Raw genomic sequence first — 11,902 nt, forward strand, 5'->3', positions numbered from 1 at the left:
CGTGGGGGTCACCCTCCTGCGAACGGCGGGAGCACCTCGACCGTGCCGCCCTCGGCAAGCCGTACGGTCTCATGCCCACGGGTCCCGACGGGGTCCCCGTCGACGAGGAACGAACACCTCAGCAGCACACGCGTCAGCTCGCCGGGGTGGCGCTCGCGCACCGCGTCCAGCGCCTCGGCCAGCGTGGCCGCCGCATACGGCTCCTCCGCGACACCCGCGGCGGACTTGGCCGCGGCCCAGAAGCGGATGGTTCCCGCTGCCATGGCGACCCTCCTTTCGTCGTCCCCCATGATGGGCTACGCCACCGACAGCCAGTGCGCGATCCTGCGCAGCAGCGCATCCCCGGCCGCGTTCTCCGCGTGCCCCATGCCCTCTTCCAGCCACAGCTGCGCAGGTCCGGCGGCCGCCAGCATCCTGGGGTGGTCGACGGGGAAGTACGGGTCGCGGTCGCCGTGGACGATCAGGAGCGGGGTCGGCGCGATCAGCGGGACCGCCTCGACCGGCGAGAGGGGCACCGGGCTCCACGGCCGGGAGTCGATCCGGGTGGCGAAGCCGAACCGCCCGACCAGGCGCCCGGCGGGCCGCGTCACCATCCAGTGCAGCCGCCGCATCGGGGCCGTCCCCCGGTAGTACCAACGGGCCGGCGCACTGACCGACACGACGGCGTCGCTCCGCGCTTCGGTGAGCCCCTTGTGCGTCGCCGCGTGCCGCAGGACCACCGAGCCGCCCATGGAGAACCCGACGGTCACCACGCGCGCGTAGCCGAGTGATCTCGCCCACTCCACTGCCGCCGCCAGGTCGAGCACCTCGCGGTCGCCGACCGTGGAGCGCCCGCCGGAGCCGCCGTGGCCCCGGAAGGAGAACGTGACCACGCCCGCGTACTGGGCGAACACCTCCGCCGCCCGCCGCAATGCGGGCCGGTCCACCGAGCCCGTGAAGCCGTGCGCGACCACGATCGCGGTGTCCGTCCGGCCCGCCGCGCAGGGGTCGTGGACTGCCTCCACCGACACCCCGTCCGAGGTGCGGAGAGTGGCGCGCCGCGGTCCCCTGGTGATCGAGGAAACATCCACAGTGTGAAATCGGCCCTCTGCCCCGGAACTCATGTGGGCTATTGTGCTGGGCAGAGGATCCGGGCAGCGCAGCCCCCGGGTCCTTTTGCGTTTCCAGCTCGTTGTTACGAGCAGGTGAACAAAGGCTCTCAGGGCGCGAGAGCCTGTGGATGCGCAGTGCCGTAAACGTCCTCGCAGGGACCGAGGAGGAACCGACGTCATGGGCGAGCAATCCGTGCACGAACCGAAGAAACCGACGACGACCCGGGCAGGTGGGGCGCGATGAGCTCGCTGCTGCTCCTGACCAACGCCCTCCAGCCGTCGACGGAGGTGCTCCCCGCGCTCGGCCTGCTCCTGCACAACGTGCGGGTGGCCCCCGCCGAGGGCCCGGCCCTGGTCGACACCCCCGGCGCCGACGTGATCCTCGTCGACGGCCGCCGCGACCTCCCGCAGGTCCGCTCCCTCTGCCAGCTGCTGCGGTCCACCGGGCCCGGCTGCCCGCTGATCCTGGTGGTCACCGAGGGCGGCCTCGCGGCCGTCACGGCCGACTGGGGCATCGACGACGTGCTCCTGGACACCGCGGGCCCCGCGGAGGTCGAGGCGCGGCTGCGGCTGGCGACCGGCCGCCAGCAGATCACCTCCGACGACTCCCCCATGGAGATCCGCAACGGTGACCTTTCGGTGGACGAGGCGACGTACAGCGCGAAGCTCAAGGGCCGGGTGCTGGATCTCACCTTCAAGGAGTTCGAGCTCCTGAAGTACCTGGCGCAGCACCCCGGCCGGGTCTTCACGCGCGCGCAGCTCCTCCAGGAGGTCTGGGGCTACGACTACTTCGGCGGTACGCGGACGGTCGACGTCCACGTACGGCGGCTGCGGGCCAAGCTCGGCCCCGAGCACGAGTCGCTGATCGGCACCGTCCGGAATGTCGGGTACCGGTTCGTCACCCCCGAGAAGGTCGAACGGGCGGCCGAGGAGGCCAAGGCGAAGGCGGCTGCGGAAGCCGAGGCCAAGGCGGCCGCGCGATCCGTGGCCTCCCCACCGGGTCCGGCCGCCGCGGAGCCGGAGGAAGCCTCCGTACGCCCTGCCCAGAGGTAGGTCACCCCGCGTAGACTCCCGCTCGTGGCCAAGGTGACGCGGGATGATGTGGCGAGACTGGCGGGTACGTCGACCGCGGTCGTCAGCTATGTCATCAACAACGGACCGAGGCCGGTCGCCCCGGCCACGCGCGAGCGGGTACTCGCCGCGATCAAGGAGCTGGGCTACCGGCCCGACCGGGTTGCCCAGGCGATGGCCTCCCGGCGCACGGACCTCATAGGCATGATCGTCCCGGACGCGCGCCAGCCGTTCTTCGCGGAGATGGCGCACGCGGTGGAGCAGGCGGCGGCCGAGCGCGGAAAGATGGTCCTGGTCGGCAACTCCGACTACCTGGACGACCGCGAGGTCCACTATCTGCGGGCGTTCCTCGGGATGCGCGTCGCCGGTCTGATCCTGGTCAGCCAGGGTCCCAGCGAGCGCGCGGCGGCCGAGATCGACGCCTGGGACGCGCGGGTGGTGCTCCTCCACGAACGCCCGGAGGCGATCGACGACGTGGCCGTCGTCACCGACGACATCGGCGGCGCGCAGCTGGCCACCCGCCACCTCCTCGAACACGGCCACGCGTACGTGGCGTGCCTCGGCGGGGTCGAGTCGACCCCGGCGGTCGGCGACCCGGTGGCCGACCACGTGGAGGGCTGGCGGCGGGCGATGCTGGAGTCCGGGCGTGCTACGGAGGGGCGGCTCTTCCAGGCGCCGTACAACCGGTACGACGCGTACCGGGTCGCGCTGGAGATCCTCGGCGGTCCCGACCGCCCCCCGGCGATCTTCTGCTCGACGGACGACCAGGCGATCGGCGTGCTGCGCGCGGCGCGGGAGCTGCGGATCGACGTTCCGGGGGAGCTGGCTGTGGCGGGCTTCGACGACGTGAAGGAGGCGGGTCTGACGGATCCGCCCCTCACCACGGTCGCCTCCGACCGGCCCGCGATGGCCCGCGCGGCGGTGGACCTGGTTCTGGACGACGGGCTTCGGGTGGCGGGCTCACGCCGCGAACGCCTGAAGCAGTTCCCGTCCCGCCTGGTGATCCGAAAGTCCTGCGGCTGCCTGTAACGGAGCCACGACACCCCGCACCCTCCCAACTGCCCGGGCCTTCGCCTGCGGCCCGTGGGGGGCTGATCGCGCAGTTCCGCGCCCCTGAGAGGGTCCCGGCCAGTCGGCGAACAGAGCTCGGCCACAGCCCCCTGAGGGGCGCGGGGAACTGCGCGAGAAGCCCCACCGGCCCGCACACAACCCATGACCCCAGGGGCGCGGGGAACTGCGCGAGCAACCCACCACCCCCCGCGGGCAAAAGCCCACCCCTCACGGCCCGCAGGCAAGCACCGGCCGTCCGCCCGAGGACTTTCGGGAAGGGGCGGGGTGGGGGGAACCCCGCACGAGCAACCCCCACCCCGCCCCCGGACAAAGCCCGGCCAAACCGCCCTACTCCACCAACTCCACCTGAAGCTCGACCTCAACCGGCGCATCCAGCGGCAGCACAGCCACCCCCACAGCACTCCGGGCATGCACCCCCTTGTCCCCGAGCACCGCCCCCAGCAGCTCACTCGCCCCGTTGAGCACGGCCGGCTGGCCCGTGAAGTCGCTCGCCGAGGCGACGAACCCCACGACCTTCACCACGCGCGCGATCCGGTCGAGATCCCCCACCACGGACTTCACCGCGGCGAGCGCGTTCAGCGCACACACCCGCGCCGCGTCCTTCGCCTCCTCGGCCGTGACCTCCGCGCCCACCTTGCCGGTCAGCGTCAGCTTGCCCTCGACCATCGGCAGCTGCCCGGCCGTGTACACGTACACACCGGACCGCACGGCCGGCTGGTACGCGGCCAGCGGCGGCACGACCTCCGGCAGCGTCAGGCCGAGCTCGGCCAGCCTCGCCTCGACGACACCGGCACCCGCGGCCGCACCCGCGCCGCTCATGCCTGCTTCTCCCGCTTCAGGTAGGCCACCAGCTGCTCGGGGTTGTTCGGCCCGGGAACGACCTGGACCAGCTCCCAGCCGTCCTCGCCCCAGGTGTCCAGAATCTGCTTGGTCGCGTGCACGAGAAGGGGCACGGTCGCGTATTCCCACTTGGTCATGGGGCCGACTGTATCCGCTGGCGGGGGCAGCCTCATGCGTAGGCCGCCGGGGGACTGGTTAGGCTCGACGGTGTGAGCAGGCTCCAGGTCGTCAGCGGCAAGGGCGGTACCGGCAAGACCACGGTCGCCGCAGCCCTCGCGCTCGCCCTCGCGACGGAGGGCAAGCGCACGCTCCTCGTCGAGGTCGAGGGCAGACAGGGCATCGCACAGCTCTTCGAGACGGAGGCCTTTCCGTACGAGGAGCGGAAGATCGCCGTGGCGCCGGGCGGCGGGGAGGTGCACGCGCTGGCGATCGACGCCGAACGGGCCCTCCTGGACTACCTCCAGATGTTCTACAAGCTGGGCTCGGCCGGCCGCGCGCTCAAGAAGATCGGCGCCATCGACTTCGCCACCACCATCGCCCCCGGCGTCCGCGACGTCCTGCTGACCGGCAAGGCGTGCGAGGCGGTCAGACGCAAGGACAAGCAGGGGCGGTACGCATACGACCACGTGGTCATGGACGCCCCGCCCACCGGGCGGATCACCCGCTTCCTCAACGTCAACGACGAGGTCGCGGGCCTCGCCAGGATCGGCCCGATACACAACCAGGCGCAGGCCGTGATGCGGGTGCTCAAGTCGCCCGAGACGGCCGTGCACCTGGTGACGCTGCTGGAGGAGATGCCGGTCCAGGAGACCGCCGACGGACTCGCCGAGCTGCGCGCCGCCGACCTTCCGACCGGCGCCGTGATCGTGAACATGGTCCGCCCGCACCTGCTGGACGAGGAGGCGGTCCGGGGCGTCACCGGCGACCGGCGCAAGGAGGTCGCCAAGGCGCTCACCCGGGCCGGGGTCACCGGCTCGGCCAAGCTCGTCACCCCGCTGCTCCAGGAGGCCGCCGAGCACGCCGAGCGGGTGGAGCTGGAGCGCGAACAACGGGCGGTGGTCGCCGGGTTGGGGGTCCCGGCGTACGAGCTGCCGCTGATCGGTGAGGGAATGGACCTGGCCGGGCTCTACCGCCTGGCCGTACGACTGCGAGGGCTCGGGGTGGGGCAGTGACCATGGACACGGCGACGCCGCTCGACATCGACCCCCTGCTCGACGACCCCGGCACACGGATCGTGGTGTGCTGCGGCTCCGGGGGCGTCGGCAAGACCACGACGGCCGCGGCGCTCGGGCTGCGGGCCGCCGAGCGCGGCCGGAAGGTGGTCGTCCTGACCATCGACCCGGCGCGCCGGCTCGCCCAGTCGATGGGCATCGACTCGCTGGACAACACCCCGCGCCGGGTCAAGGACGTCGAGGGCGACGGCGAGCTGCACGCCATGATGCTCGACATGAAGCGGACCTTCGACGAGATCGTCGAGGCGCACGCGGACCCCGAGCGCGCCCGGGCGATCCTCTCCAACCCGTTCTACCAGTCCCTGTCGGCCGGCTTCGCGGGCACGCAGGAGTACATGGCGATGGAGAAGCTGGGCCAGCTGCGGGCCCGCGACGAGTGGGACCTGATCGTCGTGGACACCCCGCCCTCGCGCTCCGCGCTCGACTTCCTCGACGCGCCGAAGCGGCTCGGGTCGTTCCTGGACGGCAAGTTCATCCGGCTGCTCATGGCCCCCGCGAAGATGGGCGGCCGGGCCGGGATGAAGTTCCTCAACGTCGGCATGTCCATGATGACGGGCACGCTGGGCAAGCTCCTCGGCGGCCAGCTGCTGCGGGACGTCCAGACGTTCGTGGCGGCGATGGACACCATGTTCGGCGGCTTCCGCACCCGCGCCGACGCCACCTACCGGCTGCTCCAGGCCCCCGGCACCGCCTTCCTCGTGGTCGCCGCGCCCGAGCGGGACGCGCTGCGCGAGGCCGCGTACTTCGTGGAGCGCCTGGCGGCCGACTCCATGCCGCTCGCCGGCCTCGTACTGAACCGGGTGCACGGCAGCGGCGCGGTCCGGCTGTCGGCCGAACGGGCGCTCGCGGCGGCCGAACACCTGGAAGACCTCCACCCCGAGGAGAGCCACGACGAGGCCCACGAAGAGACCCAGGATCCGAACCACGAACGGGGTCATGAGCCGGGTCACGAGGCCGGTCACGAGCCGGGCCACGAGGCGGAAGACCGCCCCCAGGAGGGACCCGGGGAAAATCTTGTCGACGGCCGCATTGTCGATCAGGGGTACGGGAAGGCTGAGGATCGTGGCACCGGTGGTTCCTCTCCCGAAGCTCCCTCCCCCACCGGTCCCGAGGACGGCGTGTCGGTCGACCGGCTGACCGCCGGTCTGCTGCGCCTGCACGCCGAGCGGATGCGGGTGCTCGCCCGAGAACAGCGCACGCGTGACCGCTTCACCGCGCTCCACCCCGAGGTTCCGGTGGCCGAAGTGGCCGCCCTGCCCGGCGATGTCCACGATCTCGCCGGGCTCCGGGCCATCGGGGAACGGCTCGCGGCCCAGGAAGAGGCGGCCGGAGCGCTCTGAGTACGGCCGGCGCGTCTCCTCGACGGCGCGCCGGACGGATACGGCCTACCCCACGGCCGCGTACGTCTCCTCCACGGCGTGCCGGTAGGCGTACGCCTCCTCGTCGTCCATGCCCACGGGCAGGATGCCCGTGCTGCGCTCGTACTCCGTACGCGCCGTCTCCAGAAGACGGCGCCAGGACGTGACGGTGGGACGCCGGCGCAGCAGCGCGCGGCGTTCCCGTTCCGTCATACCGCCCCACACGCCGAATTCGACGCGGTTGTCCAGTGCGTCCGCGAGGCACTCGGTCCGCACCGGACATCCGGTGCACACCGCCTTCGCCCTGTTCTGAGCCGCACCCTGTACGAACAGTTCGTCCGGATCGGTAGTGCGGCAGGCTGCCTGCGCACTCCAGTCGGTTACCCAGCCCATGCCGGCGCCGTCCTCTCCCGAATCGAGGCTCCCCCACGGCGGCAGAGGCATATTCACCGCTGCCAGTTGAGGACGTTACGGAAGGTGGGCACAGCGCAACACCCCCTTCGGGCCCAATCTTGAATGGCCCGAACGGACTATGCGTACGCGGCAGATCACCCAACGGAGTGAGCCGGCGACAAACGTCAGAAACCCGACCAAGCGGGACGTTCCAGTTGAGCCACAACGGACGCCGGATGACGCATGAGGCGTAAACGGGCGGCGAATCCGGGACAGCCGCCCTCCTGCGAGAGCCGAACAGCGCTCTTGATCGACCGGCACCGACCGGCCTGACCGGCACCGACACACACACCGGCACGCGCATCGCCGCAAACATCGATTGATGCACGACCACCCTGCTGTGACAGTTGAGAGCAGCTTAGGCCAGAGCATTGACCCGTGTCCGGCGAATCAGAACGTAGGCTGCCCCCATGGCAAAGAAGCGCTCGGGCGGTGGTCTGACCGGGACCCAGCAGGCCGCCAAGTTCGTCGGGGTGAGTGTGCTCTCCGGAGCGGTGCTCGCGGGGATCGCGCTGCCCGCGTTCGGCGCGCTGGGACTCGCGGCCAAGGGCACGGTCGAGGGATTCGACGAGATCCCCGCCAATCTGAAGACCCCGCCGCTGAGTCAGCGCACCACGATCCTGGACAACAAGGGCGGCCAGATCGCCACGGTGTACTCGCGCGACCGCACGGTGGTCCCGCTGGCGGACATCTCGCCGTACATGCAGAAGGCGATCGTCGCGATCGAGGACGCGCGGTTCTACGAGCACGGCGCGGTCGACCTCAAGGGCGTGCTGCGCGCCCTGAACAAGAACGCCACGTCCGGCGGGGTGGCCCAGGGCGCCTCCACGCTCACCCAGCAGTACGTGAAGAACGTCTTCGTGGAGGAGGCCGGCGACGACCCCGACAAGGTCGCCGAGGCCACCCAGCAGACGCTCGGCCGCAAGGTCAAGGAGCTGAAGTACGCGATCCAGGTCGAGGAGGAGCTCGGCAAGAAGAAGATCCTGGAGAACTACCTCAACATCACGTTCTTCGGGCAGCAGGCGTACGGCGTCGAGGCCGCCGCCAAGCGCTACTTCTCCAAGGCGGCCAAGGACCTGAAGCTGGAGGAGGCCGCCATGCTGGCGGGCATCGTCCAGTCGCCGAGCCGGTACGACCCGGTCAACGACGCCACCGAGGCCAAGAAGCGCCGTGACGTGGTCCTCCAGCGGATGGCCGACAAGAAGGACGTCTCGCAGGCCGAGGCGGACCGCGCCAAGGCCGCGCCGATCAGGCTGAAGGTCTCCAAGCCGAAGAACGGCTGCATCACCGCCATCAGCGGCGCGGGCTTCTTCTGCGACTACGTCCGCGAGGTCTTCCTCTCGGACCCGGTCTTCGGCAAGACCAAGGAGGACCGGGCCAAGCTCTGGAACCAGGGCGGCCTGACGGTCCGTACGACCCTGGACCCGCAGGCCCAGCAGGCCGCCCAGGCCTCCATCAAGGACCACGTCTACCAGTCCGACAAGGTCGCCACCGCCGTGACGCTGGTCCAGCCCGGCACCGGCAAGATCATGGCGATGGGCCAGTCCCGTCCGTACGGCTTCGGCAACCACGAGACGCAGATCAACTTCTCGGTCAACCGGCAGATGGGCGGCTCGAACTTCGGCTTCCCCGTCGGCTCGACCTTCAAGCCGTTCCTGGCCGCCGCCGCGATCGAGGGTGGCAAGCCGCCGACGCAGGAGTACCCGTCGCCGTACGAGATGGACTACCCCGACACCGTCCAGACGTGCAGCGGCAAGCCGTGGCAGAACCTGAACCACGAGTCGCTTGAGAACGAGAACGAGTCCGAGCACGGGCCGTACTCGCTGCGCAAGGCGATGGAGAAGTCCGTCAACACGTACTTCGTGCAGATGCTCGGCGACATCGGCATGTGCCCGGTGTCGCAGATGACGGACAAGCTGCACGTGGTCGAGGGCAGCGGCGCCAAACTGCCGCTGTCGCCGTCGGCGCTCACCCTCGGCTCCCGCGGCATCTCGCCCCTGACGATGGCGACCGCGTACGCGGCCTTCGCCAACCGGGGCACCTACTGCACGCCGATCGCCATCGAGTCGATCAGGAAGGCGGACGGCAAGGCGCTGCGGGTGCCGAAGTCCACGTGCAGCCAGGCGATGTCCCAGAACACGGCGGACGCGATCAACACGCTGCTGCGCGGGGTGACGGACTCCGGTACGGGTGCGCAGGCGGGCCTGTCGGACCGCGACAACGCGGGCAAGACCGGTACCACGGACGCGCGCAAGAACGCCTGGTTCGTCGGCTACACGCCGAACATGTCGGGCGCGGTGTGGGTCGGCAGCCCGCTGCAGAACGTCGAGATGGAGAACATCACGATCGGCGGCGTCTACAAGGAGAAGGTGTACGGCGGTGAGGTCCCCGGACCCATCTGGAAGGACGCCATGACCGGCGCCCTCTCCGGCCTGCCGGCCCCCGAGTTCGTCCGGCTGGACATCCCCGACCCGCAGCAGTCGAAGGAGCCCCCGGCGGACCCGGACAACGCCAAGGCCCCGACCCCCGGCAAGAACAAGGGCGGCAAGAAGCACCGCCCCGGCACCGGCGACAACAAGCCGGGCGCCGCGGGCGGAGGCGGGGGCGTGACGGTCCCGCCGAACCCGGGGATCTCGCTTCCGCCGGGAGTCATTGGGGGGGCGGGGCAGACGATCGGGGGGAACTGGCCGTAGGGCTGTGGGTGTGGCCGTAGGGCTGTACGTGTGGCCGTACGCGTGGCTGTACGTGGCCGTAGGGCCGTACGTGAAGAGGGGCGCCCGGGGGTCCGGGCGCCCCTTTCGCGGGCCGTGGGCATGGCGGGTGACGGCTCGGGGCCGGGGGCCTGGGGCGGCAGGACCGGGGCGGGCCGACCGAAACGGGCCCGAGGCGAGTCCGGGCGGCCCCGGGTGGCCACCCCCGATGGCCAAGGGCCGGAGCGAGCCGTTCCGGTGTCCGGGGTCAGCCGGCCAGCAGGCTCTTCACGGCCGCCGAGACCCGTCCGCCGTCGGCCAACCCCGCCACCTTCGGCTGCACGATCTTCATGACGGCGCCCATGGCGCGCGGCCCCTCGGCGCCGGCGGCCCGGGCCTCCGCCACGGCCTCCGCGACGATCGCGTGGAGCTCGTCGTCGGACAGCTGCTTCGGCAGGTACGCGTCGAGGATCTCGCCCTCGGCGCGCTCCTTGGCCGCCGACTCCGTCCGGCCGCCCTGCTCGAACGCCTCGGCCGCCTCGCGCCGCTTCTTCGCCTCCTTGGCGATCACCTTCAGCACCTCGTCGTCGGAGAGTTCGCGCGCGCTCTTGCCCGCGACCTCCTCCTTGGCGATGGCGGTGAGGGTCAGTCGCAGCGTCGACGAGCGCAGCTCGTCGCGCGCCTTCATGGCGGTGGTGAGGTCGTCCTTGAGCGTGGCCTTGAGCGTGGTCATGCGCCCAGTGTGGCAGGTGGCACCCGCGGGGCGCGTGCCAGTTTCACCCGGGGAGCGCGGCCCCGAGCGCACGCGGGGGCGCAAGCCCGGGGCGTACGTACCCAACTCCGCGCGTCTGCGACGATGGAGCGCATGCACGCGCGATACGGGATTCCCTTGAAGGCAACGGCGGCTCTCACGGCGATCGGCGCGGCCGGCGTCGCCTACGCGGCGGGCTTCGAAGCCCGCTCGTTCCGGCTGCGGCGGGTGAACGTACCCGTACTGCCGAGCGGAATGAGGCCGCTGCGCGTGCTCCAGGTCTCGGACATCCACATGGTGAGCGGCCAGCGCAAGAAGCGGGCGTGGCTCCAGTCGCTGGCGGGGCTGCGCCCGGACTTCGTGGTGAACACGGGCGACAACCTGTCCGACCCGGAGGGCGTACCGGAGGTCCTGGACGCGCTGGGCCCGCTGATGGAGTTCCCCGGCGTGTACGTCTTCGGCTCGAACGACTACTACGGCCCCAAGCTGCGCAACCCCGCCCGCTACCTGCTCGAAAAGGTCCAGGGCAAGCACGGCCTGAACGGCAACCCGCCGGCCGTCGGCGTCGTCCACAACCCGTGGGAGGACCTGCGGGACGCGTTCGACACGGCGGGCTGGGTCGGCCTCAGCAACACGCGGGGCCGGCTGAAGCTGGAGGGTCTGGAGCTGGCGTTCACGGGCCTGGACGACCCGCACATCAAGCGCGACCGGTACGCGGAGGTGGCCGGCGGCCCGGAGGCGGACGCGGACCTCTCGATCGCGGTGGTCCACGCCCCCTACCTGCGCTCCCTGGACGCCTTCACGGCCGACGGCTACCCCCTGGTCCTGGCCGGCCACACCCACGGCGGCCAGCTGTGCGTCCCCTTCTACGGGGCCCTGGTCACCAACTGCGACCTCGACACGGACCGGGTGAAGGGCCTCTCCACCCACGAGTCCGGCGGCCACCGCTCCTACCTCCACGTCTCGGCGGGCTGCGGCACGAACCGCTACACCCCGGTCCGCTTCGCCTGCCCCCCCGAGGCCACCCTCCTGACCCTGACGCCCCGCCCCTGACCCCGCCCGCCTCCTCCCCGAGCAGAGCCACCCCACCGCGCCCGCCCCGCCCCGCCCCCGAAACCGGATTTCGTCTCCGGCCGCCGGTGGGCTAAAGTAAACGACGTCGCCGCGACAACCGGTGACATCGGGGTGTAGCGCAGCTTGGCAGCGCGCTTCGTTCGGGACGAAGAGGTCGTGGGTTCAAATCCCGCCACCCCGACAGCCGAAATCAGTCAGGCCCGGTTTTCCTTCCAGGGAAGACCGGGCCTGACTTGCGTTTCGGTATCGCTGAGGAGTGGATCAAGGCCTC

At 71.1% G+C, this 11,902-nt stretch carries 12 protein-coding genes and 1 tRNA gene; 7 read left to right on the forward strand and 6 right to left on the reverse strand.

Going from position 1 to position 11,902, the window contains the following annotated elements:
- Window positions 1–8: 8 nt before the first annotated feature.
- The gene (locus tag ACZ4MU_RS02120; RefSeq protein WP_190087954.1) at window positions 9–263 is read right to left on the reverse strand and encodes a MoaD/ThiS family protein; all 255 of its coding nucleotides are present in this window, start codon (window positions 261–263) and stop codon (window positions 9–11) included.
- A 33-nt stretch (window positions 264–296) separates the two neighbouring features.
- Window positions 297–1,103 (reverse strand): alpha/beta hydrolase family protein, encoded by an 807-nt coding sequence (locus ACZ4MU_RS02125; protein ID WP_467869795.1) that lies wholly within the window; start codon window positions 1,101–1,103, stop codon window positions 297–299.
- A 228-nt stretch (window positions 1,104–1,331) separates the two neighbouring features.
- Between ACZ4MU_RS02125 and ACZ4MU_RS02130 the strand changes: the two genes are divergently transcribed.
- Complete coding sequence (locus ACZ4MU_RS02130) at window positions 1,332–2,144, forward strand: response regulator transcription factor (RefSeq protein ID WP_467869797.1); 813 nt, start codon at window positions 1,332–1,334, stop codon at window positions 2,142–2,144.
- Between the two features lie 24 nt (window positions 2,145–2,168).
- Complete coding sequence (locus tag ACZ4MU_RS02135; protein ID WP_467869799.1) at window positions 2,169–3,191, forward strand: LacI family DNA-binding transcriptional regulator; 1,023 nt, start codon at window positions 2,169–2,171, stop codon at window positions 3,189–3,191.
- Window positions 3,192–3,560: 369 nt separating this feature from the next.
- On the opposite strand, the gene ACZ4MU_RS02140 is transcribed toward ACZ4MU_RS02135, so the two are convergent.
- On the reverse strand, window positions 3,561–4,052 hold the full coding sequence (locus tag ACZ4MU_RS02140; protein WP_467869801.1) for a RidA family protein: 492 nt from the start codon (window positions 4,050–4,052) through the stop codon (window positions 3,561–3,563).
- On the reverse strand, window positions 4,049–4,210 hold the full coding sequence (locus ACZ4MU_RS02145) for a DUF4177 domain-containing protein (RefSeq protein ID WP_003975360.1): 162 nt from the start codon (window positions 4,208–4,210) through the stop codon (window positions 4,049–4,051). The genes ACZ4MU_RS02140 and ACZ4MU_RS02145 overlap by 4 nt, the downstream gene beginning before the upstream one ends.
- Before the next feature lie 72 nt (window positions 4,211–4,282).
- Here ACZ4MU_RS02145 and bagA point away from each other — a divergent pair, with 72 nt between their 5' ends.
- Both bagA and bagB read left to right on the forward strand, forming a co-directional pair.
- Entirely contained in the window at window positions 4,283–5,245 is a 963-nt protein-coding gene (bagA, locus tag ACZ4MU_RS02150; RefSeq protein ID WP_467869803.1) for an ATPase BagA, read from the forward strand.
- A 2-nt stretch (window positions 5,246–5,247) separates the two neighbouring features.
- Window positions 5,248–6,645, forward strand: coding sequence for an ATPase BagB (bagB, locus tag ACZ4MU_RS02155; RefSeq protein ID WP_467869805.1), 1,398 nt, complete (start codon window positions 5,248–5,250; stop codon window positions 6,643–6,645).
- A gap of 45 nt (window positions 6,646–6,690) precedes the next feature.
- Here the strand turns inward: bagB and ACZ4MU_RS02160 are convergent, their stop codons facing one another.
- A complete protein-coding gene (locus ACZ4MU_RS02160; RefSeq protein WP_467869806.1) occupies window positions 6,691–7,056 on the reverse strand; it encodes a WhiB family transcriptional regulator in 366 nt (121 codons plus the stop codon).
- Between the two features lie 470 nt (window positions 7,057–7,526).
- Between ACZ4MU_RS02160 and ACZ4MU_RS02165 the strand changes: the two genes are divergently transcribed.
- Window positions 7,527–9,809, forward strand: coding sequence for a transglycosylase domain-containing protein (locus ACZ4MU_RS02165; RefSeq protein WP_467869807.1), 2,283 nt, complete (start codon window positions 7,527–7,529; stop codon window positions 9,807–9,809).
- A 265-nt stretch (window positions 9,810–10,074) separates the two neighbouring features.
- Here ACZ4MU_RS02165 and ACZ4MU_RS02170 read toward each other — a convergent pair whose 3' ends face one another.
- Window positions 10,075–10,539, reverse strand: coding sequence for a GatB/YqeY domain-containing protein (locus ACZ4MU_RS02170; RefSeq protein WP_467869808.1), 465 nt, complete (start codon window positions 10,537–10,539; stop codon window positions 10,075–10,077).
- Between the two features lie 132 nt (window positions 10,540–10,671).
- Between ACZ4MU_RS02170 and ACZ4MU_RS02175 the strand changes: the two genes are divergently transcribed.
- Window positions 10,672–11,610 (forward strand): metallophosphoesterase, encoded by a 939-nt coding sequence (locus ACZ4MU_RS02175; protein WP_467869809.1) that lies wholly within the window; start codon window positions 10,672–10,674, stop codon window positions 11,608–11,610.
- Between the two features lie 128 nt (window positions 11,611–11,738).
- Window positions 11,739–11,812: transfer RNA gene (locus tag ACZ4MU_RS02180), tRNA-Pro, on the forward strand.
- Window positions 11,813–11,902: the final 90 nt, after the last annotated feature.

The organism is Streptomyces sp. NPDC026377 (assembly GCF_055567715.1).

Bases quoted from the DNA above. Each gene is read 5' to 3' on its own strand.
- ACZ4MU_RS02175 (WP_467869809.1), top strand. From the start codon at position 10,672: ATGCACGCGCGATACGGGATTCCCTTGAAGGCAACGGCGGCTCTCACG.
- ACZ4MU_RS02165 (WP_467869807.1), top strand. From the start codon at position 7,527: ATGGCAAAGAAGCGCTCGGGCGGTGGTCTGACCGGGACCCAGCAGGCC.
- ACZ4MU_RS02130 (WP_467869797.1), top strand. From the start codon at position 1,332: ATGAGCTCGCTGCTGCTCCTGACCAACGCCCTCCAGCCGTCGACGGAG.
- ACZ4MU_RS02160 (WP_467869806.1), bottom strand. From the start codon at position 7,056: ATGGGCTGGGTAACCGACTGGAGTGCGCAGGCAGCCTGCCGCACTACC.
- ACZ4MU_RS02145 (WP_003975360.1), bottom strand. From the start codon at position 4,210: ATGACCAAGTGGGAATACGCGACCGTGCCCCTTCTCGTGCACGCGACC.
- ACZ4MU_RS02120 (WP_190087954.1), bottom strand. From the start codon at position 263: ATGGCAGCGGGAACCATCCGCTTCTGGGCCGCGGCCAAGTCCGCCGCG.
- ACZ4MU_RS02140 (WP_467869801.1), bottom strand. From the start codon at position 4,052: ATGAGCGGCGCGGGTGCGGCCGCGGGTGCCGGTGTCGTCGAGGCGAGG.
- bagB (WP_467869805.1), top strand. From the start codon at position 5,248: ATGGACACGGCGACGCCGCTCGACATCGACCCCCTGCTCGACGACCCC.
- ACZ4MU_RS02125 (WP_467869795.1), bottom strand. From the start codon at position 1,103: ATGAGTTCCGGGGCAGAGGGCCGATTTCACACTGTGGATGTTTCCTCG.
- ACZ4MU_RS02170 (WP_467869808.1), bottom strand. From the start codon at position 10,539: ATGACCACGCTCAAGGCCACGCTCAAGGACGACCTCACCACCGCCATG.